Source organism: Aeromonas sp. s7(2024) (genome assembly GCF_040907825.1).
Lineage (GTDB): Bacteria > Pseudomonadota > Gammaproteobacteria > Enterobacterales > Aeromonadaceae > Aeromonas > Aeromonas veronii.
Window position 1 is genome coordinate 271,860 of record NZ_JBFOCM010000041.1, and the last position, 25,252, is coordinate 297,111.

Below are 25,252 nucleotides of genomic sequence, written 5' to 3' on the forward strand. Positions count from 1 at the left end.
ACCGCCGGATCACTCCAGCGGCGCCAGGATCTCGTCGCTGCGCACCTGCACCGGTATGGTCTCGTCCGCGCGCTGCAGCAGCACCAGTAGGCTCTGCCGGTCCACTTCCAGCACATAGGCCGCCCCTTCACGGGTCATGCAGCTCATGCCCGGCCGGATCTCGTTAATCTCCATCTCAACCTCCTTGTCTACTTCGCGATTGACGACAGCTGCACTCCTTGCAGCTGTCTCAGTATACCGCTATCCATAAGCAAAGAGGCCCCTTGTCGAGGCCTCTTTTCATCAGGCTTTTTTAGCCTTTGGCAAACTCTCTTGCCAGGTACCGTTGTCGTAGTGAGCGGTCCAACCGGTCGCCTTGCCGTTGACCTCGCTCATCACGTACTGCTCCTTGGTCTTGCGACTGAAGCGTACGATGGCGGGGTTGCCGTCCGGATCGGTGAGCGGGGCACCGGCCAGATACTTGTGCTTGGCGGAGATGCGATCCTTGAAGCGCTTGAGCTCTTCCACCAGCGGCGCGCGGGTCTCGCGGGATTTGGGGAAGTTGCTGGCCGCCAGGAACAGACCTGCAGCCCCGTCACGCAGCACAAAGTGAGCATCGGACTGGGTGCACTTGAGCTCCGGCAGCGGCACCGGATCCTCCTTCGGCGGCGCGATGTCGCCATTTTTCAGGATCTTGCGGGTGTTCTTGCAGGTCTCGTTGGTGCAACCCATGTACTTGCCGAAACGGCCGTTCTTGAGCTGCATTTCGCTGCCGCAACGGTCGCACTCGATGCTCGGCCCTTCGTAGCCCTTGAGCTTGAACTGGCCCTTCTCGATCTCGTAGCCATCGCAATCCGGGTTGCGACCACAGACGTGCAGCTTGCGGCTGTCATCGATGATGTAGGCATCCATCGCAGTGCCACAGACACCGCAGCGGTGCTTGGCGCGCAGCGCTTCGGTTTCGGCCTCTTCGCCGTCAGTGGCAGAGACAAACTCGTCGGCAGAGACCAGGTTGATGGTCTTCTTGCAGCGCTCTTTCGGCGGCAAGGCATAGCCGGAGCAGCCGAGGAACACGCCGGTGGTGGCGGTACGAATACCCATCTTGCGGCCGCAATCCGGGCAGTCGATGTCGGTCATCACCATCTGGTTGGCACGCATGCCGCCCTCTTCGGGCGCCTTGTCGGCCTTCTCCAGCTCTTGGGTAAACTCGGCGTAGAAGGCATCCAGCACCTTCTTCCACTCCAGGCTCCCTTCGGCGATGCCATCGAGCTTGTCTTCCATCTTGGCGGTGAACTCGTAGTTCATCAGCTCAACGAAGTTCTCCACCAGACGATCGGTGACGATCTCACCCATCTTCTCGGCGAAGAAACGGCGGCTCTCGACCCGCACATAACCGCGATCGACGATGGTGGATATGATGGAGGCGTAGGTAGACGGACGGCCGATGCCGCGTTTTTCCAGCTCGCGCACCAGCGCCGCTTCGGTGAAACGGGCCGGCGGCTTGGTGAAGTGCTGGCGCGGATCCAGCTTGACCAGTTTCAGCACCTCGCCAACGGTCACCGCCGGCAGCTGGCTATCTTCGCCCTTGCGACCCATAGGCGGTAGAGCCTTGGTCCAACCGGCGAAGCGCAGGGTACGGCCACGGGCCTTGAGCTCGAACTCACCCGCCTTGACGGTCAGGGTGGAGGAGTCGTATTGAGCCGGGGTCATCTGGCAGGCAACGAACTGACGCCAGATGAGATCGTACAGACGCATGGCATCCGGCTCCATCCCTTCCAGCATCTCGGCAGTCACCTGTACGTTGGAGGGACGGATCGCTTCGTGCGCTTCCTGGGCATTGGCCTTGGCGCCATACAAATTCGGCTCGGCTGGCAGATAGGCCGCGCCATACTGCTCGCCGATATATTCACGCACCGCCTCAACCGCCTCTTTGCTGAGGTTGGTGGAGTCGGTACGCATATAGGTGATGTAACCCGCTTCATAGAGACGCTGGGCCATCATCATGGTCTTCTTGACCCCGAAGCTCAGACGGGTAGAGGCCGCCTGCTGCAGGGTGGAGGTGATAAACGGCGCGGACGGTTTGGAACCGGTCGGCTTGTCTTCCCGGTTAACGACCTTGTAGTCGACCCCTTCCAGGGCTGCGACAGCGGCAAAGGTCTCGGCCTGGGTCACCGGCTTGAAGTCGGCCCCGTTGCGGCTGACCACTTCCATCCGCAGATCGCTCTTGTCGGCGGTCAGCAGGTCGGCATTGAGATCCCAGAACTCGACCGGAACGAACGCCTTGATTTCGCGCTCTTTATCGACGATGAGACGCACCGCAACGGACTGCACCCGACCGGCGGAGAGACCGCGGGCCAGCTTTTTCCACAGCAGCGGGGAGACCATGTAACCCACCACGCGGTCGAGGAAACGACGGGCCTGTTGGGCATTGACGCGGTCAATATTGAGTTCGGACGGCTGGGCAAACGCCTCCTTGATGGCGCTCTTGGTGATCTCGTTGAACACCACGCGCTTGTAGCGGCTGTCATCGCCACCGATGATCTCGCGCAGGTGCCAGGCGATCGCCTCTCCTTCTCTATCCAAGTCGGTTGCGAGATAGATGGTGTCGGCTTTCTCGGCCAGACTTTGCAACTCGCTGACCACCTTCTCCTTGCCGGGCAAAATCTGGTAGTTGGCCTGCCAGCCAGCGGTCGGATTGATACCCATCCGGGCAAACAGGGCCTTGCGATCCTTGGCAGCCTTCTCGGATTCGCTCAACTTGATGCCGCGAATGACAGGTTTCTTGGGCTCGGTGCTGGCGCTGCCGCTGGTGGGCAGATCGCGAACATGACCCACGCTGGATTTCACCACGTAGTCCTTGCCCAGATATTTGTTGATCGTCTTGGCCTTGGCCGGAGACTCCACTATGACCAGTGATTTGCCCATGCTGTAACTATTATCCTCATTGCACCCGACGGGGTTGGTGTGCGGTTTTGTGGGGCTGTATAAGAGATTTGGCGCGAAAAAGCAATCTTGTGAGCAAATTTGCCTGACCAGCCCGAACCACACGGCTTCTTTTATTGCTTCTTTATTTATTAATGCGAAGGCAACAGGCCGGACGCAACCGCTTTTTCAATTTTCTGCCATACTGCCCCTCTTTTTATATCTGAAACGACATAAAAACGTCTGCTGGTTACCGGCTTGTTACAAAAACATAAAATCTCTTTATAATGGCCCAACCCCGACGCATTGTGCGCGGAAGGAACCGCTACCCATCATAAAAATCGAAAGGATGTACTCAATGAAGCACTTCGAGGTCAATTTCGACGGTCTGGTCGGCCCGACTCATAACTATGCTGGCCTCTCCTACGGCAACGTTGCCTCCCAGAGCAATGCCCAGGAGGCTTCCAATCCGAAAGAGGCCGCCAAACAGGGGCTGCGCAAGATGAAGGCGCTGACCGAGCTTGGCATGACCCAGGGGGTACTGGCGCCACAAGAGCGTCCCGATCTCGCCACCCTGCGCCGCCTCGGCTTCACCGGCAACGATGCCCGGGTGCTGGAGCAGGCCGCCAAACAGGCTCCCGCCGTACTGGCTGCCTGCTATTCGGCCTCCAGCATGTGGACAGCCAACGCCGCCACCGTCTCCCCCAGTGCCGATACCCAGGATGGCCGCATTCACTTCACCCCCGCCAACCTGACCAACAAGTTTCACCGCTCCCTGGAGCCCGACGTCACTGGTCGCATCCTGCGCGCCGTGTTCAACAACGATCGCCACTTCAGCCACCACCTCCATCTGCCGGAAAATGACCACTTCGGCGACGAGGGGGCAGCCAACCACACCCGCCTCTGCCGCGCCTATGGCGAGGCGGGGGTCGAGCTGTTTGTCTATGGCCGCAGCGCCTTTGACTACTCCCGCCCGGCGCCGAAGCGCTACCCGGCACGCCAGACCCTGGAGGCAAGCCAGGCCATCGCCCGCCTGCATGGCCTTGGCGAGGAGAGCGTGGTGTTTATTCAGCAAAACCCGGAGGTGATCGATCAGGGGGTATTCCATAACGACGTGATCGCGGTGGGCAACCAGAACGTGCTCTTCTTCCACCAGCAAGCGTTCCTCAACACCGAAGCGGTGCTGGCCGAGATCAGCGACAAGTTTGGCGAGGGGGATTTGCACTTTATCGAAGTGCCGACCGCCGAGGTATCCGTGCTGGATGCGGTGAAATCCTACCTGTTCAATACCCAGATCCTCACCCTGCCGAGCGGCGAGATGGCCATCATCGCCCCCACCGAGTGCCGCGACAATCCGGCTGTGTCGGCGTACCTGAACAAGCTGCTGACCATGAACACGCCTATCAAGGCCGTTCACTATATGGACGTGAAGCAGAGCATGCGTAATGGCGGTGGCCCCGCCTGCCTGCGACTACGGGTTGCCATGAACGATCAGGAACTCGCTGCGGTCAATCCGGCCTGCCTTATCAACGACAGCCAGTTTGCCCGCCTCGATGGCTGGGTCGATCGCCACTACCGCGACCGCCTGACCCTCGACGATCTGAGGGATCCAGCATTGGTGCAGGAGTCCCGCAGCGCACTGGACGAGCTGACCCAGATCCTGAAACTGGGTTCGGTCTACCCGTTCCAGCGCTAAATGCGATGCCCGGCAAGACCGCCAACGCTGGCGGTCTTCTGCTATCTGCCTTCTCTTCAGCGCGATCGCCAAATTGCTCGGATGCTGTTTTGTGTAGAAAAGCAGCGCACAACTTGCTGATAAGCTTGAATTTTGAGCTGGATGTATCAAAAAATCGACGAACAGTCATTTTTTACTGCCAGATGCCTCATCAAGGGGTTCACAAAGCCTCTGGATCTGATAGTATGCGCCTCGCACTTGGGGAGGGGTTCCCGAGCGGCCAAAGGGATCAGACTGTAAATCTGACGGCTCTGCCTTCGAAGGTTCGAATCCTTCTCCCTCCACCATTCAAGTGCAAAGGAGTGACAATCAGGAAATAACCCGTGGAGGGGTTCCCGAGCGGCCAAAGGGATCAGACTGTAAATCTGACGGCTCTGCCTTCGAAGGTTCGAATCCTTCTCCCTCCACCATTTCCCTGATTGCAATGGCTGAATACAATTTGCTTTGCCCCTGTGGAGGGGTTCCCGAGCGGCCAAAGGGATCAGACTGTAAATCTGACGGCTCTGCCTTCGAAGGTTCGAATCCTTCTCCCTCCACCATCATTCAAGAAACCCCGGCCTCACGCCGGGTTTTCGCTTTCTGCCATTCCCCTCACACTTTTTCGGCCTTGTCAGATCTGACAGTTGCAATTGCATCCCATCTTGCTCATCTTGGCATCATCGACATCAGAGTGTTCATATCATGTTTGAAGTCTGGGACGAGCATGGTCACGCCACCGGTCTGACACTGCAGGCGCTCAAAGTCAGAATCAGCAACGACTATCAGGGTGATCTGATGGTGCGCTACAGCAACAAGCTGGGACTCCCCACGACCCTCTTTCTGACCATTCATCAGGGCGTTGCCTATCAACGCTTCAAAGCGGGCTCGCCAAAACTGGATTGGGAATGGCTGGCCACCGCAGGCAATGGCCACAGCCCCCGCAATTTTATGAGCGAACAGTTTCCCGATTTTCAACTCGCACTGGATAATTGAACATCAGCAACTATCGCTAACCCACCATCAAAGATTCCCCAAAAACTGATTTTCCATTCGCATGATATTCCTGCCAAATTGCATGATGACGTGGGGGCGAGTACAATCTCGCACCCCGAATATCCGGCGCATCTTCTTTAGATAACCCCGGATATGCCGTCATCGGGTCGCGCTGCATTGAGCCTCCTCTCGGAGGGCATCTTGCACCGCAGCTCAACCACTACGATGCCATCAGGTGGCATCGTCCTGATTTGCAATCAGATATAAAGAGTCCGCCATGTTTAAACCAGAATTGCTCTCCCCCGCAGGTTCCCTCAAGAACATGCGTTACGCCTACGCCTATGGCGCCGATGCCGTCTATGCCGGCCAGCCCCGCTACAGCCTGCGGGTGCGCAACAACGAATTCGATCATGAAAACCTGCAGCTGGGCATCAACGAAGCCCATGCGCTGGGCAAGCAGTTCTATGTGGTGGCCAACATCCAGCCCCACAACTCCAAGCTCAAGACCTTTATCCGCGACATGCGCCCTGTGGTGGAGATGAAGCCGGATGCGCTGATCATGTCCGACCCCGGTCTTATCATGATGATGCGTGAAGCCTTCCCGGATATGCCCATTCACCTCTCGGTGCAGGCCAACGCGGTCAACTGGGCCACGGTGAAGTTCTGGCATCAGATGGGCCTGACCCGCGCCATCCTCTCCCGCGAGCTGTCGCTGGACGAGATCGAAGAGATCCGCATGCAGGTACCGGAGATGGAGCTGGAAGTGTTCGTTCACGGCGCGCTGTGCATGGCCTACTCCGGCCGCTGCCTGCTCTCCGGCTACATCAACAAGCGTGACCCCAACCAGGGCACCTGCACCAACTCCTGCCGCTGGGAGTACAAGGTGCACGAAGGTAAAGAAGATGACGTGGGCCAAATCGTCCACCGTCAGGAGCCGATCAAAGTGCGTCCGGACAACACGCTAGGCCTTGGCAAGCCGACCGATGCACTGGTGCTGCTGGAAGAGTCCAACCGCCCGGGCGAGTACATGAGCGCATTCGAGGACGAGCACGGCACCTACATCATGAACTCCAAGGATCTGCGCGCCGTCGAGCACGTCGAGCGACTGACCAAGATGGGCGTTCACTCCCTGAAAATCGAAGGACGCACCAAGTCTTTCTATTACTGCGCCCGTACCGCGCAGGTTTACCGCAAGGCCATCGACGATGCGGTGGCGGGTCGTCCGTTCGACCGCAGCCTGATGGGCACCCTCGAAAATCTGGCCCACCGCGGCTATACCGAGGGCTTCCTGCGCCGTCACAACCACAGCGAATACCAGAACTACGACTACGGCTACTCCGTCTCCGACACCCAGCAGTTTGTCGGCGAGATCACTGGTCGCAAAGGTGACATGGTCGAGGTCGAAGTGAAGAACAAGTTCCTGGTGGGCAACAACCTGGAGCTGATGACCCCCCAGGGCAACGTCCGTTTCAATCTGGAGCAGATGGAGAACCGCAAAGGGGAGCTTATCGACACCGCGCCGGGCAACGGTCACGTGGTCTATGTGCCGGTCCCGAAAGATCTGGATGTGAACTACGGCATTTTGCTGCGCAATCTGGGCGACAGCCAGGATACCCGCAACCCGCACACGGCGGCCTGAAATGGCGCTGCTCATCACCGACAAGTGCATCAACTGTGACATGTGCGATCCCGAGTGCCCCAACCAGGCTATCAGCCTGGGTGAGGAGATCTACGAGATCGACCCCAGTCGCTGCACCGAGTGCGTCGGTCACTATGAGAAGCCGACCTGCATCAGTGTCTGCCCTATCGACTGCATCATCTGGGATCCCGCTCATGTGGAGACCGAAGATCAGCTGATGGAGAAGTTTGTGCGGATGCACAGGCAGTAGCTGATGCACAGACCGTAAAACGAAAAAAAGGCCGAGTAATCGGCCTTTTTTGATCCTGCGTGCAGCGGCTGGCTATCACTTGTCGACCAGCCGGATCAGTTTGTCCAGCTCCCGCTGGGCCTCCAGCATCCGGGTCTGGGACTCCTCCAGCCTGGCCTGCCGCTTGGCAATCTTCTCAGGTTTGCCACTGACTCTCGCCTCCTGCAGCTCGAGCAGGCGCTCGTCCACCTCGCCGCGCAGTTTGTTAACCCGCTCTTTCTGCTCCTTAAGCAGACCTTCATCGGTACAGTTGGCCTTGATATTGCGCGCTGCCTGTTCGAGCCCGGCAATCTGCCCGGCATTGTTGTGTGCTTTGGCAAACACCAGCTGGTCGTTGACGGCCTGCAGACGGGCCTTGCAACCGACCGCCTCACTGCCAAAGGCCTGACCCGCCAACAGCAGCAAGCCGGCTCCCAATACTTTCCACATCTCGATTCATCCGGTCTTGTTTGCGAGCTGACCATAAAAACCTCGATCGGCAGCAGGGTCAAGCAAGCGGGAAAAAGGTGCGACAGAAGTTGTGCAACATCACGCAATTGCCACCCTGTTGGTTCTACAATGGCGCTCTTTCCAATCGGGAGTCTGTTATGAATCAACAAATTGTGGTCATTGCCAACGGTGCCCCCTACGGCAGCGAATCCCTGTTCAACGCCCTACGCCTCGCTATCGCCCTCAACGAACAGGGTGGTGCCAGCCTCAAGCTGTTCCTGATGTCCGATGCGGTAAGTGCAGCACTGGCCGGTCAGACACCGGCCGAAGGGTACAACCTGCGCCAGATGCTGGAGATCCTGCTGGCGCAAGGCGTCACCATTCGCCTGTGCAAGACCTGCACCGATGCCCGTGGCATTACCGCCCTGCCGCTGATCGAGGGGATTGAGGTCGGCACCCTGCCGATGCTGGCCCAATGGACCCTGGCTGCCGACAAGGTGCTGACGTTCTGATCTCCCCCTCCGGATCTCTTGCCCCTTTAGCCTTCACCTGACCCTCCATAGCCCCCGCCACGCGGGGGCATTGCGCGCGCCCCAGCCTCACTGACTACACTATCAGTTGCTACACCTGCTTGTTTGTCCCACCTCACGGACAGCGTAACGCCCAGTAATAAACCGAGGACGACGATGAATCCGACCGAACAGACCCTGCTTGAGCAGATGAGGATCACCGACTTTGAAATTGCCCATCGCAAGGAGTTATTGCTGCTCAATGAACAGGATGTGGCGCGGTTGGCAAGTTATTGCAGCAAGATAGAACCACGGATCGACGCCCTGGTGGATCGCTTCTACCAGCAGCAAACGGCCATCACCGAAATCGCCCTGTTGATCGGGGATGCCGATACCCTCATACGGTTGCGCACCGCGCAACGGCGCTATGTGCTCGATCTCTTCAGCGGCCATTACGATTTGGAGTACGTCAACAACCGGCTTCGGATCGGGCTGGTTCACAAGCGGATCGGGGTCGAACCCAAGCTCTATCTGGCCGCCATCAACACCCTCAAAGCTCTGCTGATCGAAGATATGTTCGAGCAGATCCGCGATGAACCGGAGCGCCTCGTCATGCTGGCCGCCCTGGACAAACTCTTTCTGTTCGACATCACTCTGGTCTTCGAAACCTACATTCGCAGTCTGGTGTCGGAAATAGAGTCATCCAGAGAGAAGTCGGAGAACTATGCCAAGAGTCTGGAGCAGAAAGTACGCGAGCGTACCAAACAACTGGAGGAGCTGAACCGCACCGATGCCCTGACCGGATTGCTCAACGTTCGCCACCTCAACGAGCTGTTGCTGCTAAGCCTGCGCACCTGTCAGCGACGTGCCGAACCCATGGCCATCGCCTATCTCGATATCGACAACTTCAAGCAAATCAACGATACCGAAGGTCACCAGCGCGGAGACGAGATCCTGCGCATCGTCGGCAACTGCATCCGTCAGGTCTTTCGCGCCGAAGACAGCTGCTTTCGTTATGGCGGAGATGAATTCTGCCTGATCCTGCCCAACTGCAACGAGAGTCAGGCGCGGGATATCTATCTCAAACGATTGATCAACACCGTCAAGGAACAGCTGGGCGATCTCACCCTCAGTATCGGCATAGTGCAGACCGGGCCGGAGCACTACGACGACGGGCTAAACCTGATCCGGCTCGCCGACGAGAGGATGTACGCAGCCAAGAAGGCGCTCAAAGAGAAGACTCCGGGTAGCACGCACTGAACATTCAGCATCACAGATCCCCGCATTAACCGGGTCAGCTCCGCTCAACCACAGACGTGGCCACAGCGGGACGCTGTACTCTGGCACCCCACTCATAGAGCGCAAAAATCGCCACACAAAGCAGCGCCATCAGCACATAGAGCCACTGACCGCTCCACTGCTCGAGGATCCAGCCTCCCAGCAGGGCGCCGGCGGCCCCTCCCAACCCGGCCAGTGCGCTGGCACCAAAGTAGCTCCCCTTGAGGTGGGTGGGGGCCATCTGGTCGATCAGCACGTTGAGCAGGGGGAAGAGGATGGTCTCGCCGATGCTGAGCAGCAGCACGGCGCCAAACCAGTGGCTGCGCACCATCGGGTCCCCCAGCGCGAAGAGCAGCTGGGCCGCCAGAAAGAGCGCCATGCCGATATGAAGCCGTACCCGCACCGGCCAGCGTGACAACAACCGCAGCAGCGGAAACTGCAGCAGCACCACGGTCAGGGCATTGGTCGCCACCAGCAGAGCAACCAGCTCGGCCACCTGCGGCATACCGGCCCGGGTCAGGTATTGCACCAGCGGCGAGTGAAACTGGGAGTAAACCAGCACCATCAGAAGATTGGCCATCACCAGCAGCAGGAAGGCGCGATCCGCCAGCAACACCTTGATGGCATCCCGCAGTCCGGGGCCAGCAGCACCCGGCTTGCCTGTGCTGCCAGCCCGGCGAAATCCCCAACCAAAGGCCAGCGCCAGCAGCAAATAGCTCACCACCAGAAACAGGAAGGTCTCCTGCTGGGCGTTGATCCCGAGGGTCACCCCGAGCAGAGGCCCCAATGCCGCCCCCAGGTTGAGCAGAAAATAGCGCAGGTGCAGTGCCAGCTCCCGCGCCTTGGCCGAGGCCAGACTGTCGGCCATCAGCGCCTTGCCGGGGGCATCGATGAGCCCTGACGAGAGGCCGCTGCCCATCACCCCGACTCCGAGCCAGAACACCGCATGGGAGAAACCGAGCAGGCCGAAACAGATCATCGCCACCAGACAACCGGCCAGCAGTATACTGCGCCGCCCGAAGCGATCGGAGAGCCAGCCGCCGTAAAAACTGACCAGGGTGGAGAGGGCCATTGAGCCACCCAGCAACAGGCCGATGAAGGTGGCCGAAAGGTCATACTCCCGATAGAGCAGAATGGAGAGGAAGGGCCACACCATGTAGTAGCTGGTACGCACCATGAAGGTACCCAGAATGACGATCCAGACCAGCGGGGTAAATTGCCTGAAGGTGCTCCATGACATCGCTATGCTCCATGCCCCGCAGCTCTTACCACAAGATCCTGTCATAAACGGGGAAAGCATTCAGTTGTAACAGAGGGCCTCAATAGAAACAATCTTTGCTCACCAGCAAGGTGCAACCGGATGCAAAAAGGCCAGCCGATGGGCATCGACTGGCCTTTTTATCACGGGATTTCCCTCGAGCTAGCGCCAGGGGGCCGGGCTTAGCGCCAGGGGCTCTGCTGCCACAGACGCCCCAGTCCGGCTTCCAGTGCCTGCGCGCCCTGCTGCCCCAGCTTCTGGGTCAGGCTTTTTGGCTTGCGATAGCTGATGCCGATCACCTTGTGGTGGCTGGCCTGCGCCAGCAGGTAATCATCACTGGTGCAGAGGGTATCCACCAACCCCAGCCCCTTGGCCTGACTTGCCAGCCAGTGCTCGCCGGTCGTGACCTGATCGATATCGAGTTGCGGGCGGTGTTCGGCCACAAAGGCCTTGAAGCGCTCGTGGATCGCCGCCAGCTCCTCGCGAAACTTCTCGCGCCCCAGATCGTCGTTCTCGCCAAACATGGTGATAGTGCGCTTGTACTGGCCGGCGGTGTGCATCTCGAATTCGATATCGTGCTTTTTCAACAACTTGTTGAAGTTCGGCAGCTGGGCGATCACCCCGATGGATCCGACGATGGCAAAGGGGGCAGCCAGGATCTTGTCCGCCACGCAGGCCATCATGTAGCCGCCACTCGCCGCCACCTTGTCAATCGCAACGGTGAGCTTGATGTCACGATCGCGCAACCGCTGCAGCTGGGAGGCTGCCAAGCCATAGCCATGCACCACGCCACCACCGGATTCGAGTCGCAGCAGCACCTCGTCGCCGGGCTGGGCGACGCCGATCACCGCGCTCACCTCCTCGCGCAGGGAGGCCACCTCTTTGGCATCCATGCTGCCGTTGAAATCGAGCACAAACAGACGACTGCGCTCATCCCCCGCCTTGGCGCGTTTTTTCTGCTCCTCTTTCTGCTGCTTTTCCATCACCTTGCGCTCGGCCTTGCTGGCGAGCGCGCTCTTGAGTGCAAATTGCCCCTGCTCCAGCTCGCTCGAGAGATCGGTCACCACCAGCTCACCCTTGCGCGCTTTCGGCTGGCGAGTGCTCACAATCATCAGGATGATGGCGCCGATGGCCAGCAGGAAGGTCACTGTCTTGGCCAAAAACAGGCCATATTCGGTCAGAAATGTCACGATGGACTCCAGAATGGATCGGTTTTCGTCACATTCTAGGGAGTTTGATGGAGGCGCGCAAAAAATCGCAGCCAGTGCCAGGAAAAACCAACCCGAGCATCACAACCTCTCTATTTTCTTCACATTTTTCTTGCCGCTGGCTGGTCAAACAGGCGCGCGGATCAGTACACTTGGCGCCGATTGCCATGCACTTATGGCCGGAATTTGTTAACAGGAGTTGTCATGCTCGATTATCAGGCACCCCGCGATCTGCTCAAGGATAAAGTCATTCTGGTCACCGGTGCCGGCGACGGGATCGGCCGCGAAGCCGCCCTCACCTACGCCGCTCACGGTGCCACCGTGATCCTGCTCGGCCGCACCAGCGCCAAACTCGAAGCCGTGTATGACCAGATTGAAGCGGCCGGTTATCCGCTGCCCGCCATCGTGCCGGTGGATCTGAAAGGGGCCACCGCCGCCCACTACCGCGGCATGGCCGAAACCTTCGCCCAGCAGTTTGGCCGCCTCGACGGCGTGCTGTTCAACGCCGGTCTGCTTGGCACCCTATCTCCGTTTGAACACATTCAGGAGAAGGAGTGGGACGAGGTGATGCAGGTCAACGTCAAATCGGAATTCCTGCTGACCCAGGCGCTGCTGCCGCTGCTGCGCCAGACCGCCAAGACGCAAGGCGATGCCTCCATCGTCTACACCTCCTCCAGCGTGGGGCGCAAGGGGCGCGCCTACTGGGGCACCTATGCCATCTCCAAATTTGCCATCGAGGGGATGATGGAAGTGCTGGCCGACGAGCTTGAGAACACCGGAGTACGGGTCAACACCCTAAACCCGGGCGGTACCCGTACCAAGATGCGCGCCAGCGCCTTCCCGGCGGAAGATCCCATGAACCTCAAGACCCCGGCCGACCTGATGCCGCTCTACCTCTACCTGATGGGGTCGGACAGCCGCGGCAAAACCGGCCAGACCTTTGTGGCTCAGCCCAAATAAATCAATAAAATACCCAGAGTGTTGTGCGGCAGGGGTTAAATTGAATAGGGGGCACAGGCTCCCTGTTCGAACCACTGACCATCCTATCTCCAATCAGGTTGAACTATGTTTCGTCCCAAGAGCACGTTTGAGCAATGGCGGATCTTTCAGGCGGTGGTCGACTGCGGCGGCTACGCTCAGGCGGCCGAGGCGCTGAACAAGAGCCAGTCCTCCCTCAATCATGCGGTTGCAAAGTTGCAGCAGAGTCTGGGGGTGCCCTTGCTGGAGGTGCGCGGCCGCAAGGCGGTGCTGACGCCGGCGGGCGAGATCTTCCTCAAGCGGGCCCGTCAGCTAAGCCAGCAGGTGGAGGAGCTGGAAAATCTGGCCAACAACCTGGAGCGGCAGTGGGAGCCGCAGATCAACCTCTATGTCTCGGCGCTGCAGCCAAGGGATCGCCTCTATCGGGCGCTGGCCAGCTTCTATCCCCGCAGCCGGGGTTGCCGGGTCAACCTGCACGAACGCATTCACTGCCACTTCAACGCCCTGCAACCGGGGGACCTGATGCTCTCCGAGCACCTGCCCGGCGATCGCACCGGTCTGCTGCTGGACGAGGTATGCCTGCTGCCCCTCTGCGCCGCCAGCCATCCGCTGGCACAGGAGGAGGGGGCCATCCGCAGCGATGTGCTGACCAGTCACAACCAGATCAGCCTGCATCCCCCCATTCACCGCTCGGTGGACTGGAACGATGCGGATGACACCGGCTGGAAGGCGACCCACTACCACGAAGTGCTCGCCATGCTGCGCCTTGGCCTCGGCTATGCCTGGCTGCCGCGCCATCTGGTAGAGCGGGAGCTGGCGGAAGGGTCACTCATACAGCTGGATCTGGAGAGCGGCAACGAGCGCCACCTCTACACCTACCTGCTGACCCTCTCCCCCGAATCTCTCGGCCCAGCGACCGAACTGCTGCTGCGCTGCCTGCGCAACGAATATCAGGGCGAATCAGCGCCGCTCCCGCACGCCCAGTCCCAGCACGATAAATAACAGTCACATCCCCCGTCAGACGTTGGGCACCCGCCAGCTGGCGGCCAGTGCCACCAGCGCCAATCCCAGCGCCACCATAAAGACCCCGTGGAAACTCCATACCTCCGCCACCACACCGGCGATTGCCCCCGCCATGATGGAGCCGGTGCGGATGCTGTTGGCAAACAGGGTGGTCGCTACCCCGGCCCGCCCCGGCATCAGATCCTGAAAATAAGACATGCCGATCCCCGCCACAATACCGATGAAGATGGCGTTGAACAGCTGCAAGGCGATCAGGGCGTATTGGTCGGTGAGGGTCACCAGACCGGTGTAAAAAGCAGCGCCAGCCAGCACCGCCAGCAGCATCATGGGGCGCTTGCCAAAACGGGCAGTGTAATAACCCGCCAGCAGCATGAAGGGGATCTCCAGCGCCGCCGCCGTGCCCATCAGGATACCGGCAAGATTCTCATCCATCCCGAGCTCCCGGGTGATGTAGAGCGGCATATTGATGAGATACATGCTGTTGCAGGTCCACATCAGGGTGGAGGCGATAAAGAGCGCCCGCACCGCCGGATCCCGCCAGCTGCTGACCCGCTCTGTCTCTTCAGCCATCTTGGGCAAAGGCAGAGAGGGGAGCCAGCGCCACACCACCAGGGCACAGAGCAAATAGGCCAGTGCCGAGGCCAAGTACATCAGCTCGAAACCGTAGCCGATGGCCAGCGCGAAGGCGATGGGTGGGCCTATGACCCAGGCCAGCGAAAACTGGGCCCGCATCACCGAGCTGAACATGTCCGCCCGCCGGTTGCGGCTGTCAGAATACTCCCGCGCCAGCGCAAACAGCTGGGGACTGGCAGTGGCCGCCAGCGCCGCCAGCATCACCCCCAGACTCGCCAACAGCCAGTAGTTGCGGTTCCAGGCAAACAGCAAGGAGAGCGCCACCCCGGCAAAGCAGCAGCGCAGGATCAGTCGCTTGCGATCCCCCTTGTTGTCGGAGCGATGGCCCAGCCACTGGCTGACCAGAATGCCCACCACAGCATTGATGGTATAGAAGAGCCCGACCAGAAAGGGGCGCACCTGCACCTCTTCGGCCAGAAACAGACTTAAGGTAGGCACCTGCAGTGCCACCGCGACGCCGGTCATAAAGGTCACGGCAAGAAATGAAAGAGAGACGGGGTCAGGGCGTTTGACCGCAGCTATCGACAAGCTCATAGGGTTACCACTGATTGGAGGGACGATACGGGCTAACGGGCGGCAGCCGTATGAAAATTCGGCGCCTATCTTATGTCACTATCAAGAGCGGGCTCAAGGATGGCATAAGCGGGTGTGCGCCTTGCGAGGGAGGCCGCGACCCCGTAGAGTGAAAGCCCATCCTGCCAGCACAAGGAGTTCGCATGTTTGATTTTGATCAGGAAGTAGACCGCAGTGGCACCATGAGCCTGAAATGGGACAAGTACAAGGGTCAGGATGTGCTGCCCATGTGGGTTGCCGATACCGACTTTGTCTCCCCCCCGTCCGTGATTGAGGCGTTGACCAAACGGGTCGCCCACGGCATTTTCGGCTATTCACGCCCCTCGCCGCGCCTGATCGAACTCATTATCGAACGGATGGCGACCCGCTATGGCTGGGCAATCGAGCCCGAATGGCTGGTATTCCTGCCCGGCGTGGTGCCAGGGCTCAACCTCGCCTGCAAGGCGTGGAGCCAGCATGGCCGCGGTATCATCACTCCCAAGCCGGTCTACTACCCCTTCCTGCAGGCACCGGGCTTCAATGATCGTCCCCTGCTCACAGTGCCGATGATTGAAGAGGCCGGTCGCTGGGTGCTGGATCTTGAAGAGCTGGAGCGTCAGGCTCCCGCCGCAGATCTGCTGCTGCTCTGCAACCCCCACAACCCGGGCGGCACCATCTTCACCCGTGACGAGCTGCTGGCCATCGATGCCATCGCTGCGCGCCACAATCTGGTGATCTGCTCCGATGAAATCCACTGCGATCTGCTGCTGGATAAAAACGCCCGCCACATTCCCTACGGCGCCATCAGTGCACAAGCGGCCGAGCGCTGCGCGGTGATGATGGCCCCGAGCAAGACTTTCAATATCGCCGGTCTCTGCTGCTCCTTCGCCATTATCCCCAACGCCCGTCTGCGCTTCAGGCTGCAGCAGGCGATGCGCGGCATCAGCGCCGACGTCAACCTGCTGGGCTTTGTCGCCGCCGAAGCGGCCTATGAGGGTGGCGAACAGTGGCTGACCGAGCAGCTCGACTATCTGGCGGCCAATCTGGCCCTGATCCAGCAGGCGGTTGCCCGCTGGCCCGGCGTCAAGCTGGCCAGTCATCAGGCGACGTATCTGGCCTGGATCGATGTGAGCGCCCTTGGCCTTGCCGATCCCATCGCCTTCTTCGAGCAGGCCGGCGTTGGCCTCTCCCCCGGCGCCCAGTTTGGCGACGGTCAGTTCGTGCGGCTCAACTTCGGCTGCACCAGGGCACGGCTGACCGACGCGCTGGCGCGGATGGAGCAGGCAATCCTCAACCACGGCAAGCCCTGATCAGCCAGCAACGGGATGGGCAAGCCCCATCCCTTTTTCCCTGTGTCATCAGCCAGCGGTCAACTCAGTCAACGGTCAATTATGTCTCTACGGATCTTGCATCACCTTCTGCTTCTCCTCTGTGCACTCTCTGCGCTGCTCCCCTTTGGCAGCCAGGCGCTGACTATCGGAACGGGCCCGCTCAATGGGGTCTACTACCCGACCGGTGGCGCCATCTGCCGGGTGCTCAATGCCGGCCATGCCCTGCATGGGGACAGCTGCACCGTGCAGAGCACCCGTGGCTCGATGGCCAACCTCAAGGCACTCGACAAGGGGGACGTACAGCTGGCGCTGGTGCAGTCCGATGTGTTGCACCACGCACTGCACGGCACCGGCCCCTTCAGCGGGCAGGGGGCCAACAATGAGCTGCGCAGCCTGTTTCGCCTCTATCAGGAGTCGCTGACCCTGCTGGCTGCCCCCAATAGCGGCATCACCACCCTGGCAGATATCGAAGGGAAGCGGGTTTATCCGGGCAACAACGGCGCCGGTGAGCAGATCACCAGCCAGGCCCTGATGGCGGCCATGGGATGGCAACCCGGGCAGTTTGCTGCCTATCAACTCAAGTCGGACAGCGAACCGCTGGAAGGGCTGTGCGATGGCTCGCTGGATGCCGCGTTTGTGGTTGCCGGTCACCCCAGTCTGGCGGTCGGCGATCTGATCAGCCGCTGCAAGGTGCGCCTCATCCCCATCGAAGGGGAGCAGATCGACACGCTGCTCAAGCAACACCCCTACTACCAGCACAGCCGCATCGCCGCCAACCTCTATCCGGGGCAGACCACCGCCATCAACAACATCGGGATGAGTGCCGAACTGGTGGCGCTGGCCAGCCTGCCGGACCCCATCGTCCGAACCGTGCGCGATACCCTGCTGGCCCGGGTCAAACAGTTCAGTCGGCTGCATCCTGCCCTGAGCAAGGTGACCCCCGAGCAGTTGCAGGCGCAAACCGAGCTGCCCCTCCATGCGGGGATGTCGGATCAACCGCCAGCTCCCTTGTCACTGACTCCCGAGCAGTTAACAGCGGAACAGCTGACACCAGCACCATCGACCTCGGAAGCGGTGCCCACGACAGAGCCGGTGAGTGCCGCCGACGGGACGACTGCTCCCCTTGAAGCGCCCTCTGACGCGACCGCCACCAGCAGTGCTGCAGTGGCAATAGAAGCCACAGAGGTTAATCCCTTGCCCGAAGAGGCGCTCGAGATCACCCCCGAGCTCACTGCCACGCCGACCACCGATGATGAGAGCGTGTCCCCTTCGGCCGCAGCGTCAACGGCGCCAGCACCATCGGCTGCCGTGTCGACTCAGTTGCCACAAGGCTCCTCTGCAGCCACTGCGTCGCAAGAGCAGGCAACCCAGCCTGCCAGCAGTGCGGTTGCTGACGAAACCCCACCGCAGGATAAAACCGACACCCCTCCCGCCCCTGCCACCAGCGCAGCCACACCGCTGCAACCCTGAGTGGTCAGCGCCCACAAACGCATCAGGGCAGCCTCGGCTGCCCTGATTGTTTACGCGCGTTCGATAGTGACGCAATTGATGGCGGCACAGTCACCCCGATAGGCCTGCTCACCTTGCCGTACTGCTATGGCTCTATCACCCGGGTCAGATAGGGGTTGGGCTTCTGGATCTCCTCCTCCACCCAGTGCAGCAACTGCTTGATGGCCCGCGACAACACCTGATTCTGACGCACCACATAACCCAGACTAGTCCCGGGAAAGTCGCCGAGGCTGGTGACCGGCGCGGTGAGGTTGAGGCGCGGATGCAGGGAAAAGTCCGGCACGATGGCGACACCAAAGCCCGCCTCGGCCCAATCGAGCTGGGCGTCCACGCTGCCCACCTCCATGATGCGGCAGGGGGGCAAGGCCAGTAGCGGCAGGGACGGGTCGATCAGCGCCCGGGTGCGGGTGTCGTGACCGAGCAGGATCAGGGTCGGCTCGTCGAGGGGGTCGCTCTCCCCCGCCACCGCCCGCGCCTGCCAGCGGGCAAGGCCGTGGCCCAGCGCGCACCAAGTTACCTGTTGCAGCTCGGTATAGAAGAGCGGCTCGCTGCGCTTTTGCGCCATGACAAAACCCAGATCCGCCTTGCCCGCCTTGACCAGCTCGGCGGCCTGATCCGAAGTGGTGTTGAACAGAGTGAGGTCGATGCCGGGAAACTCCCGCTTGAAGCGCTGGAACGGCTGGATCAGCAGCAGGCGGGAGATGATGTCGCTGGCGGCGATGGCCAGCGTCCCCTGACTCAGCTGGTTGAGGGCATTGAGATCGGACTGGCAGAGCTGCAACTCGGCGATGGTGCGCTCGGCGCTTTGCAGTAGCCGCTCCCCCGCCTGCGTCAGGCGAAACGGACTGCGCTCGATCAGCCGCACCCGGGTCGCCTGCTCCAGCCGCTTGATATGCAGGCTGACATTGGGTTGGGTCATGTGCAGTTCGGTGGCGGTCTGGCCAAAATGTTGCAATCGGGCCAGGGTGACAAAGGTTTGCAACCAGTGAATATCCAGCATAAGAGTCCCTCAACCCGCGATGTGCGGGGCTTGCCAGGCAAAATCGAACGGTTTGCCGCTTAATTGGCCATAATTATATGGTTCTCTTATCGGAATTATAAAGATAATTAATTTTTCTAATCCGCATCAGGCTCCTAGGATGGACGCCTAACGTCTTAGGAGAAAGAGTCATGTCGTCTATCGTAGTCGTAGGTGCTAACTGGGGTGATGAAGGCAAAGGCCGCATCGTGGATTATCTGGCAGGTCAAGCTGGCGCCAGCATTCGCTTCCAGGGCGGCAACAACGCTGGCCACACCGTGGTCAACGACCTTGGCACCTTCAAGCTGCACCAGGTTCCGAGTGGCGTATTCAACCCGGATTGCCTGGTTGTCCTCGGCCCGGGCATGGTGATCAGCCCCGAGAAACTGACCGTCGAGCTCGAGGAAGTCAAAGCCTCCGGCGTGACTCCGAAGCTGGCCATCTCTGACCGCGCAACCCTGTGCCTGCCGCTGCACGCACTGGAAGATACCCTTGAAGAGCAACGTCTGGGTGACGGCGCCTATGGCTCCACCCGTCAGGGCATCGCCCCTGCCTACGGCGATCGCGTCATGAAGAAAGCGATCCTGGTTGGCTGGCTGAAACAGCCGGACGTACTGGTCGAGCGCATCCAGTTCATGCTGGACTGGAAACTGCCACAGATGAAGGCTATCTACCCCTCCTTCGAATTCACCCAGACTGCCCAGGAGATGGCTGACTGGCTGCTGGAAGTCTCTGCACCCTGGATCGACGCCGTCTGCAACGTCAGCATGCCGCTCAAAGCACTGCAGGCCGAAGGCAAGACCCTGCTGTTCGAAGCGCAGCTGGGCGCTGGCCGTGACCTGATCTACGGCGAATACCCTTGGGTGACCTCCTCCCACGTATCTGGCGCCTACGCCGGTATCGGTGGCGGTCTGCCGGGTCTGCGCCCGGAGCGCGTCATCGCTGTGGCCAAGGCATTCAGCTCCTCTGTCGGTACCGGCACCCTGCTGACCGCCATGGAGAACCAGGACGAGTTCCGCAAGATCACCAATGAGTTCGGCGCCACCACCGGCCGTCCCCGTGATGTCGGCTACTTCGATGCCGTCGCCACCAAGAACGGTGTCGAGCTGCAAGCCGCCACCGAAGTGGCCCTGACCAAGCTGGACTGCCTGACCGGTCTGCCGGATCTGAAGATCTGCGTGGCTTACGAAGGTGCCCACACCGAGAACCCGATTTGGCCGCAAACCGCTGCCCTGAAGCCGGTTTACGAGCAGATGGAAAGCTGGAGCGAAGACATCACCGGCTGCCGCACCTTCGAAGAGCTGCCCCAAGCGGCCCAGCAGTACGTGCTGCGTATCGAAGAGCTGCTCGGCGTACCGGTTCCGATGGTTTCCGTCGGCCCGGGCCGTGACGAGATGATCCTGCGCTAAGCCGCACCTCTTATCGTCAAACAAAAAACCGGCATCCCTGATGCCGGTTTTTTTATGGCTGCTATTTACCTTATCGCCATAAAAACCACCCAAAGGCTCAATTAACTCAACAATCGACCTCACATTGAGCCGTTCTGCAATATTATTCTGCCCTGCTCTCGCTAAAGTGAACCCGTTACCACACGAGGAGTCACCCGATGAAATTGCTCAAACAGAGTGCCCTGTTGCCACTGCTCTGCCTGACGGCCATGCCAGCCTTTGCTATGACCCTGAAGAGCATGGACATTCACGAAGGCCAGTTGATGGACAAACAGTTCAGCTTCAACGGCTTTGGCTGCAGCGGCGACAACCACTCGCCCCAACTTAGCTGGCAGGATCTGCCGGCAGGCACCAAGAGTGTTGCCATCACCGCCTATGACCCCGATGCCCCTACCGGCAGCGGTTGGTGGCACTGGCTGGTGGTTAACCTGCCTGCCACCCAGAGCGAACTGGCCAGCAATGCCTCCGGCAAGCTCAAGCAGGGATTGGAGATCCGCACCGACTTTGGCAGCCAGGGTTACGGCGGCCCCTGCCCGCCCGCTGGCCACGGCATGCACCGCTATCAGTTCACCGCCTGGGCCCTGCCCCATGACCTCGAGGTGAAGGCTGATACCCCGCCCGCTATGATAGGCTACATGCTCAACAGCATGGCGCTCGGCAAAGCCACCCTGACCGCCACCTTCGTCACCCCCTAGGAGCCAACCGGATGAGCACTCCCCTGCTGCAACAGAGCCACTATCTCGGGATCCGCCAGCAGCCCCTGCATCGGGTGCTCATCTATGCCCCGACCCTTATCTGGGTCACCCAGGGGAGCAAGCAACTGTGGTGGCGCGAGCGACGTCTGTCGTTTGACAGGGAGCGGTGGCTGCTGATCCCGGCAGGCCACCAGCTCACCTTCGTCAATCAGCCGGAGCAGGGCAAGTTTCGCTCCCACGCCATCACGCTGCTCACCCCGCCGCCGCCAGAATGGCTGGCCGAGTCAGCCTCTTCCCACGCCGATCTGGAGGAGCCCGCCGTCAAGGTCACCCCCGGGCTCGCCTTCTGCTTTGAACTCATCAGCACCATGGCCGAACGGGGACTGAGCGAGGCGACCCAGGCCGAACTGCTGCGCGGCTTCTATGCCGAGCTGCGGGCCGCCAACGCCCTCGGGTTACTCTTTCCCGCCAGCACCATGACCCTCGCAGAGCGGCTGGCACGCTACCTGGCGGTGGAACCCGGCATCGACCACACCCTGGAGGCGGTGGCCCCCCACTTCTCCATGAGCCGCGCCTCCATGGTGCGCAAGCTGGCCGCCGAAGGTCGCAGCTTTCGCCAGTTGCTGGCTCAGGTGCGCATGAGCCACGCCCTCAACCTGTTGCAACAGGGCCTGACCCCGCTGGAGGTCGCCCTCGCCTGCGGTTATGACTCCCCAAGCCGCTTTGCCGCCCGCTTCAAACAGGAGTTCGGCCTGACGCCCCACCAATACCTGCACACCTGCCCATCCCCCCTGCTCAGTCACGCCAGATAGTCGATATGTAACTTTTCCGAGAGAGTTGCTGCCAGCAGTTGTATATCCTTGGGCTGCGCAATGGATGGCAACATCCATAACGCAAAAGGCCTCCGATGGAGGCCTTTCTGTTTTCACTCAAGTTGCACTCACACAATACCTGCCACGCTGCGGGTACGGGCTCGTCTTAGCCGGTCGTGAGCGGCAAAGAGAGGCGTTTGGCCAGTGCCTGAAAGTGCTGGCTCACCTCGGCCCCGAACAGGGGGTCGCCAATAGCGCGATTTTGCCAGTTTTGCTCCAGATGACGCCAGTCATCCTCGGTCAGGGAGTCACGCAGATGGGGGAAGATCACCCCCTCTTCATAGTTCATGTGTGCCTCTTGCAGTTCCACGAAGCGCTCCAGCTTGGTGGTGAACTGATCGAGGGGGATCACCGCATCCATCAGGATCATCTCCACCATCTCCTTGAGATCGGCCCCGGCCTCCAGCAGCTTGACGTGCTCCTCCTGCAGGCGGTTGGCAACCTCCCCCTCCACCACCCGATATTTCAGGTAGTAGTCATAGATGAGGTCTTCCTTGGGATGGTGGTACTTGTCAGAGACCTCCCGCAGGTAGTCGATGACATCGCGCACCAGAAAATAGCTGATGGGCTCTTCGGCACGGATGGCTGCCAGCTTGTGCTTGAGCAGCTCCAAAAGTCGGGCGATGTTGAGATGATCCTTGTGCAGACTGGATAACATGGGCACTCCTTGGCTCTGAATTAATCTTATGTCCCTGAGTATACGGTCATTTGTCGCCCGAACTTTGCACTCAATCAAGTGGGATGCAGACAGATTTCCACTCTATCGGACTCTTGCCCTGTTGTTCCAGCAAGCGATTGGTCTCGCTAAAGTGACCGCAACCGATGAAACCGCGGTGGGCAGAGAGGGGGCTCGGGTGCGGCGCGGTCAGCACATAGTGGCGCTGGCGGTCGATGAAACGTCCCTTCTTCTGGGCGTGGGCACCCCACAGCAGGAACACCACACCCTGACAACTGGCATTGATCTGCTCGATGACCCGATCGGTAAAGGTCTCCCATCCCAGATGGGCGTGGGAATGGGCCTGACCGGCCTGCACCGTCAGCACAGTGTTGAGCAGCAAGACACCTTGTTTGGCCCAGGATTCGAGAAAGCCGTGATTGGGTGTGACGAAACCTGGCAGGTCACGCTGCATCTCTTTATAGATGTTGACCAGTGAGGGGGGCGTACGCACGCCGGGCAGAACGGAGAAGCAGAGACCGTGCGCCTGATTGGGGCCGTGGTAGGGATCCTGTCCCAGGATCACCACCTTGACCTGATCCAGCTCGGTCAGCTTGAAGGCATTGAACACATCGGTGGCTGGCGGGTAGATCACCTTGCCCGCTTCCCGCTCGGCTCTGACGGTTGCCAGCGTACTCTTGAAATAGTCCTGCTCTTTCTCAGAGCCAATCACATCACTCCAGGTCAGCACCCCGGCCTCCTCACTTGATACGGCGAAGGGCTCAGGATAGGGGGCCAGCCCGCAAGACGCAACCGTGGCTCACGCTTTCCAGAGCCTGGCTAGGCGCCCCGAGCGCTCCAGCTTGCGCAGGCCGGTATTGAACAGCAGCATCAGACGGCGCGCCTCTGGATCGGCCTTGCGCATCAGCAGGTATCCCGGTTGCGACCAGATGGGGTCGGCGGCACCGGTCAGTGACAGCGATTGGGGATGACGAACGAGCGCCTGCTGGAACAGAGTCTGTGCCACCTGCTCATCCATCACCAGATAGTGGATCCGCCCGTCAAGCAGCTTGCCCATGCTCTCCTCATCGGAATCTGACCACTCGAGGGTGAGCCCGGCTTGGCGAGCGGCAAAACCATCGCCATAGAAATAGCCACGGGTCACCCCGACTGGCTCGTGTTTCAGCTCACCCAGATTGACCGCGGGCGTACCGGTCAGCGTCATCAGGCGAGTGGTGAAATGGCCGAGCGAGGCGGAGAGATAGAAAAGCTGCTCCCGCTCGCGGGAGCGAAACCAGGGCATGGTGACCACATAGCGTCCCTCCAGAGTCAGTCGGTAAGCCTCGGCCCAGGAATAGAAGTGAAAGCTGACATCGAGCCCCTCTTCGGCAAAGGCCTGGCGCACCACCTCACAGAGAAAACCCTGATTGGGCAGCGCCTCACTGATATAAGGTGGCCACTCGCCCACAGCAATACGCACCGTCTCGGCCCGTACCGCAACACTGCTTGCCCAGCAACAGAACAGGGCCAGCCATACCCACTTTCGCCACCCATTATTCACCCGGCACTCTCCTCGCTTTTTTTGCTGAGTGTAGCCAACCCCTCAATTAACCTCAGAAAAAGCATAAAAGATGTAGTCAAATTACTAGATTAACGAGATAAAAGATGCATAATTTGGATATCTTACAAAATCAGAAAAATGACCTATTTTTGATTCAACTCAAGAATTTAATCCCATTGAAATGGCGCTTTGTTGGATTTTCTTGATCTAGATCAATTTTGGTAATATTACCACCGTGGTATATATGACCCCATCAAAGAAAAGGTGTAAGGCAAGGGCCCTTTAAGTCATCGCCATCGACGGTAGCTTAAATACATCAGGGTAATTTCCTTACAGTTGGATTCGCGTTCCCATTGAGGAGTCATACCATGATCAAAGGCATTCAAATCACCCAGGCCGCCAACACCGCTCTGCTGAACTCTTTCTGGCTGCTGGACGAAGAGAAGCAACAAGCTCGCTGCATCTGCGTCAAAGGCGATGCTTTCGCTGCTGATCAAGAAGTGCAACTGGCTGACCTGGGTCAGTTCGAATACCGCGAACTGCCGGTTCAGGCTGAGCCTGCTGTTGAAGGTGGCCAGCACCTGAACGTCAACGTGCTGCGTCGCGAAACTCTGGAAGATGCTATCGAAAACCCGGAGAAGTACCCGCAGCTGACCATCCGTGTATCTGGCTACGCAGTGCGTTTCAACGCCCTGACCCCGGAACAGCAGCGTGACGTGGTTACCCGTACTTTCACCCAGAGCCTGTAATCAGCGCCCT

At 59.8% G+C, this 25,252-nt stretch carries 24 protein-coding genes and 3 tRNA genes; 17 read left to right on the forward strand and 10 right to left on the reverse strand.

Annotation, left to right across the window (positions count from 1 at the left end; genetic code table 11):
* Positions 1-9 precede the first annotated feature (9 nt).
* Together AB5Y73_RS21060 and topA are read right to left on the reverse strand one after the other, a co-directional pair.
* A complete protein-coding gene (locus AB5Y73_RS21060) occupies positions 10-174 on the reverse strand; it encodes a hypothetical protein (RefSeq protein WP_005334891.1) in 165 nt (54 codons plus the stop codon).
* 108 nt (positions 175-282) lie between these two features.
* Complete coding sequence (gene topA / locus AB5Y73_RS21065; protein WP_107683628.1) at positions 283-2,904, reverse strand: type I DNA topoisomerase; 2,622 nt, start codon at positions 2,902-2,904, stop codon at positions 283-285.
* Positions 2,905-3,259: 355 nt separating this feature from the next.
* Between topA and astB the strand changes: the two genes are divergently transcribed.
* From astB to AB5Y73_RS21100, 7 genes are all read left to right on the forward strand, one after another.
* Positions 3,260-4,597: an N-succinylarginine dihydrolase gene (gene astB / locus AB5Y73_RS21070; protein ID WP_107683627.1), complete on the forward strand. Its 1,338-nt coding sequence runs from the start codon at positions 3,260-3,262 to the stop codon at positions 4,595-4,597.
* 241 nt (positions 4,598-4,838) lie between these two features.
* Positions 4,839-4,923: transfer RNA gene (locus tag AB5Y73_RS21075), tRNA-Tyr, on the forward strand.
* Positions 4,924-4,961: 38 nt separating this feature from the next.
* Positions 4,962-5,046, forward strand: a tRNA-Tyr gene (locus tag AB5Y73_RS21080).
* 44 nt (positions 5,047-5,090) lie between these two features.
* Positions 5,091-5,175, forward strand: a tRNA-Tyr gene (locus AB5Y73_RS21085).
* A 142-nt stretch (positions 5,176-5,317) separates the two neighbouring features.
* Positions 5,318-5,608, forward strand: coding sequence for a hypothetical protein (locus AB5Y73_RS21090; protein WP_040069073.1), 291 nt, complete (start codon positions 5,318-5,320; stop codon positions 5,606-5,608).
* 277 nt (positions 5,609-5,885) lie between these two features.
* Positions 5,886-7,247 (forward strand): tRNA 5-hydroxyuridine modification protein YegQ, encoded by a 1,362-nt coding sequence (yegQ, locus tag AB5Y73_RS21095; protein WP_005353849.1) that lies wholly within the window; start codon positions 5,886-5,888, stop codon positions 7,245-7,247.
* 1 nt (position 7,248) lies between these two features.
* The gene (locus AB5Y73_RS21100) at positions 7,249-7,497 is read left to right on the forward strand and encodes a YfhL family 4Fe-4S dicluster ferredoxin (RefSeq protein ID WP_005334896.1); all 249 of its coding nucleotides are present in this window, start codon (positions 7,249-7,251) and stop codon (positions 7,495-7,497) included.
* Positions 7,498-7,572: 75 nt separating this feature from the next.
* Here the strand turns inward: AB5Y73_RS21100 and AB5Y73_RS21105 are convergent, their stop codons facing one another.
* On the reverse strand, positions 7,573-7,965 hold the full coding sequence (locus AB5Y73_RS21105) for a DUF1090 domain-containing protein (protein WP_181497124.1): 393 nt from the start codon (positions 7,963-7,965) through the stop codon (positions 7,573-7,575).
* A 158-nt stretch (positions 7,966-8,123) separates the two neighbouring features.
* On the opposite strand from AB5Y73_RS21105, the gene AB5Y73_RS21110 reads away from it, so the two are divergent.
* Positions 8,124-8,477, forward strand: a complete 354-nt coding sequence (locus AB5Y73_RS21110) for a DsrE/DsrF/TusD sulfur relay family protein (RefSeq protein ID WP_064335734.1) — start codon at positions 8,124-8,126, stop codon at positions 8,475-8,477.
* Positions 8,478-8,651: 174 nt separating this feature from the next.
* Positions 8,652-9,734, forward strand: coding sequence for a diguanylate cyclase (locus tag AB5Y73_RS21115; protein ID WP_064339649.1), 1,083 nt, complete (start codon positions 8,652-8,654; stop codon positions 9,732-9,734).
* Positions 9,735-9,768: 34 nt separating this feature from the next.
* On the opposite strand, the gene AB5Y73_RS21120 is transcribed toward AB5Y73_RS21115, so the two are convergent.
* Positions 9,769-10,992, reverse strand: a complete 1,224-nt coding sequence (locus AB5Y73_RS21120) for an MFS transporter (protein ID WP_181497123.1) — start codon at positions 10,990-10,992, stop codon at positions 9,769-9,771.
* Positions 10,993-11,192: 200 nt separating this feature from the next.
* Complete coding sequence (gene sohB, locus AB5Y73_RS21125) at positions 11,193-12,200, reverse strand: protease SohB (RefSeq protein ID WP_005353858.1); 1,008 nt, start codon at positions 12,198-12,200, stop codon at positions 11,193-11,195.
* A gap of 222 nt (positions 12,201-12,422) precedes the next feature.
* Between sohB and AB5Y73_RS21130 the strand changes: the two genes are divergently transcribed.
* Together AB5Y73_RS21130 and AB5Y73_RS21135 are read left to right on the forward strand one after the other, a co-directional pair.
* Positions 12,423-13,178, forward strand: coding sequence for a YciK family oxidoreductase (locus tag AB5Y73_RS21130; protein ID WP_040069067.1), 756 nt, complete (start codon positions 12,423-12,425; stop codon positions 13,176-13,178).
* Positions 13,179-13,283: 105 nt separating this feature from the next.
* Positions 13,284-14,198 carry a LysR family transcriptional regulator gene (locus AB5Y73_RS21135; RefSeq protein WP_064339646.1) on the forward strand — a complete coding sequence of 305 codons (915 nt, stop codon included), beginning with the start codon at positions 13,284-13,286 and terminating at the stop codon, positions 14,196-14,198.
* A gap of 15 nt (positions 14,199-14,213) precedes the next feature.
* Here the strand turns inward: AB5Y73_RS21135 and AB5Y73_RS21140 are convergent, their stop codons facing one another.
* A complete protein-coding gene (locus AB5Y73_RS21140) occupies positions 14,214-15,386 on the reverse strand; it encodes an MFS transporter (protein ID WP_181497122.1) in 1,173 nt (390 codons plus the stop codon).
* A 182-nt stretch (positions 15,387-15,568) separates the two neighbouring features.
* Between AB5Y73_RS21140 and AB5Y73_RS21145 the strand changes: the two genes are divergently transcribed.
* Both AB5Y73_RS21145 and AB5Y73_RS21150 read left to right on the forward strand, forming a co-directional pair.
* The gene (locus AB5Y73_RS21145; protein ID WP_181497121.1) at positions 15,569-16,714 is read left to right on the forward strand and encodes a MalY/PatB family protein; all 1,146 of its coding nucleotides are present in this window, start codon (positions 15,569-15,571) and stop codon (positions 16,712-16,714) included.
* Between the two features lie 81 nt (positions 16,715-16,795).
* The gene (locus AB5Y73_RS21150) at positions 16,796-18,205 is read left to right on the forward strand and encodes a TAXI family TRAP transporter solute-binding subunit (RefSeq protein ID WP_107683621.1); all 1,410 of its coding nucleotides are present in this window, start codon (positions 16,796-16,798) and stop codon (positions 18,203-18,205) included.
* 124 nt (positions 18,206-18,329) lie between these two features.
* On the opposite strand, the gene AB5Y73_RS21155 is transcribed toward AB5Y73_RS21150, so the two are convergent.
* On the reverse strand, positions 18,330-19,244 hold the full coding sequence (locus AB5Y73_RS21155; RefSeq protein WP_042658174.1) for a LysR family transcriptional regulator: 915 nt from the start codon (positions 19,242-19,244) through the stop codon (positions 18,330-18,332).
* Positions 19,245-19,414: 170 nt separating this feature from the next.
* On the opposite strand from AB5Y73_RS21155, the gene AB5Y73_RS21160 reads away from it, so the two are divergent.
* From AB5Y73_RS21160 to AB5Y73_RS21170, 3 genes are all read left to right on the forward strand, one after another.
* Positions 19,415-20,671 (forward strand): adenylosuccinate synthetase, encoded by a 1,257-nt coding sequence (locus AB5Y73_RS21160; protein WP_107683620.1) that lies wholly within the window; start codon positions 19,415-19,417, stop codon positions 20,669-20,671.
* Positions 20,672-20,868: 197 nt separating this feature from the next.
* Positions 20,869-21,405 carry a YbhB/YbcL family Raf kinase inhibitor-like protein gene (locus AB5Y73_RS21165; RefSeq protein ID WP_107683619.1) on the forward strand — a complete coding sequence of 179 codons (537 nt, stop codon included), beginning with the start codon at positions 20,869-20,871 and terminating at the stop codon, positions 21,403-21,405.
* Between the two features lie 11 nt (positions 21,406-21,416).
* The gene (locus tag AB5Y73_RS21170) at positions 21,417-22,217 is read left to right on the forward strand and encodes an AraC family transcriptional regulator (RefSeq protein WP_107683618.1); all 801 of its coding nucleotides are present in this window, start codon (positions 21,417-21,419) and stop codon (positions 22,215-22,217) included.
* A 166-nt stretch (positions 22,218-22,383) separates the two neighbouring features.
* Here the strand turns inward: AB5Y73_RS21170 and AB5Y73_RS21175 are convergent, their stop codons facing one another.
* From AB5Y73_RS21175 to AB5Y73_RS21185, 3 genes are all read right to left on the reverse strand, one after another.
* A complete protein-coding gene (locus tag AB5Y73_RS21175) occupies positions 22,384-22,935 on the reverse strand; it encodes a hemerythrin domain-containing protein (RefSeq protein ID WP_005353878.1) in 552 nt (183 codons plus the stop codon).
* 70 nt (positions 22,936-23,005) lie between these two features.
* Positions 23,006-23,683, reverse strand: a complete 678-nt coding sequence (gene ung / locus AB5Y73_RS21180; protein WP_005353881.1) for a uracil-DNA glycosylase — start codon at positions 23,681-23,683, stop codon at positions 23,006-23,008.
* A gap of 69 nt (positions 23,684-23,752) precedes the next feature.
* Complete coding sequence (locus AB5Y73_RS21185; RefSeq protein WP_107683617.1) at positions 23,753-24,493, reverse strand: ABC transporter substrate-binding protein; 741 nt, start codon at positions 24,491-24,493, stop codon at positions 23,753-23,755.
* Between the two features lie 368 nt (positions 24,494-24,861).
* Here AB5Y73_RS21185 and grcA point away from each other — a divergent pair, with 368 nt between their 5' ends.
* Complete coding sequence (grcA, locus tag AB5Y73_RS21190; RefSeq protein WP_005334936.1) at positions 24,862-25,242, forward strand: autonomous glycyl radical cofactor GrcA; 381 nt, start codon at positions 24,862-24,864, stop codon at positions 25,240-25,242.
* The last annotated feature ends 10 nt before the right edge of the window (positions 25,243-25,252 follow it).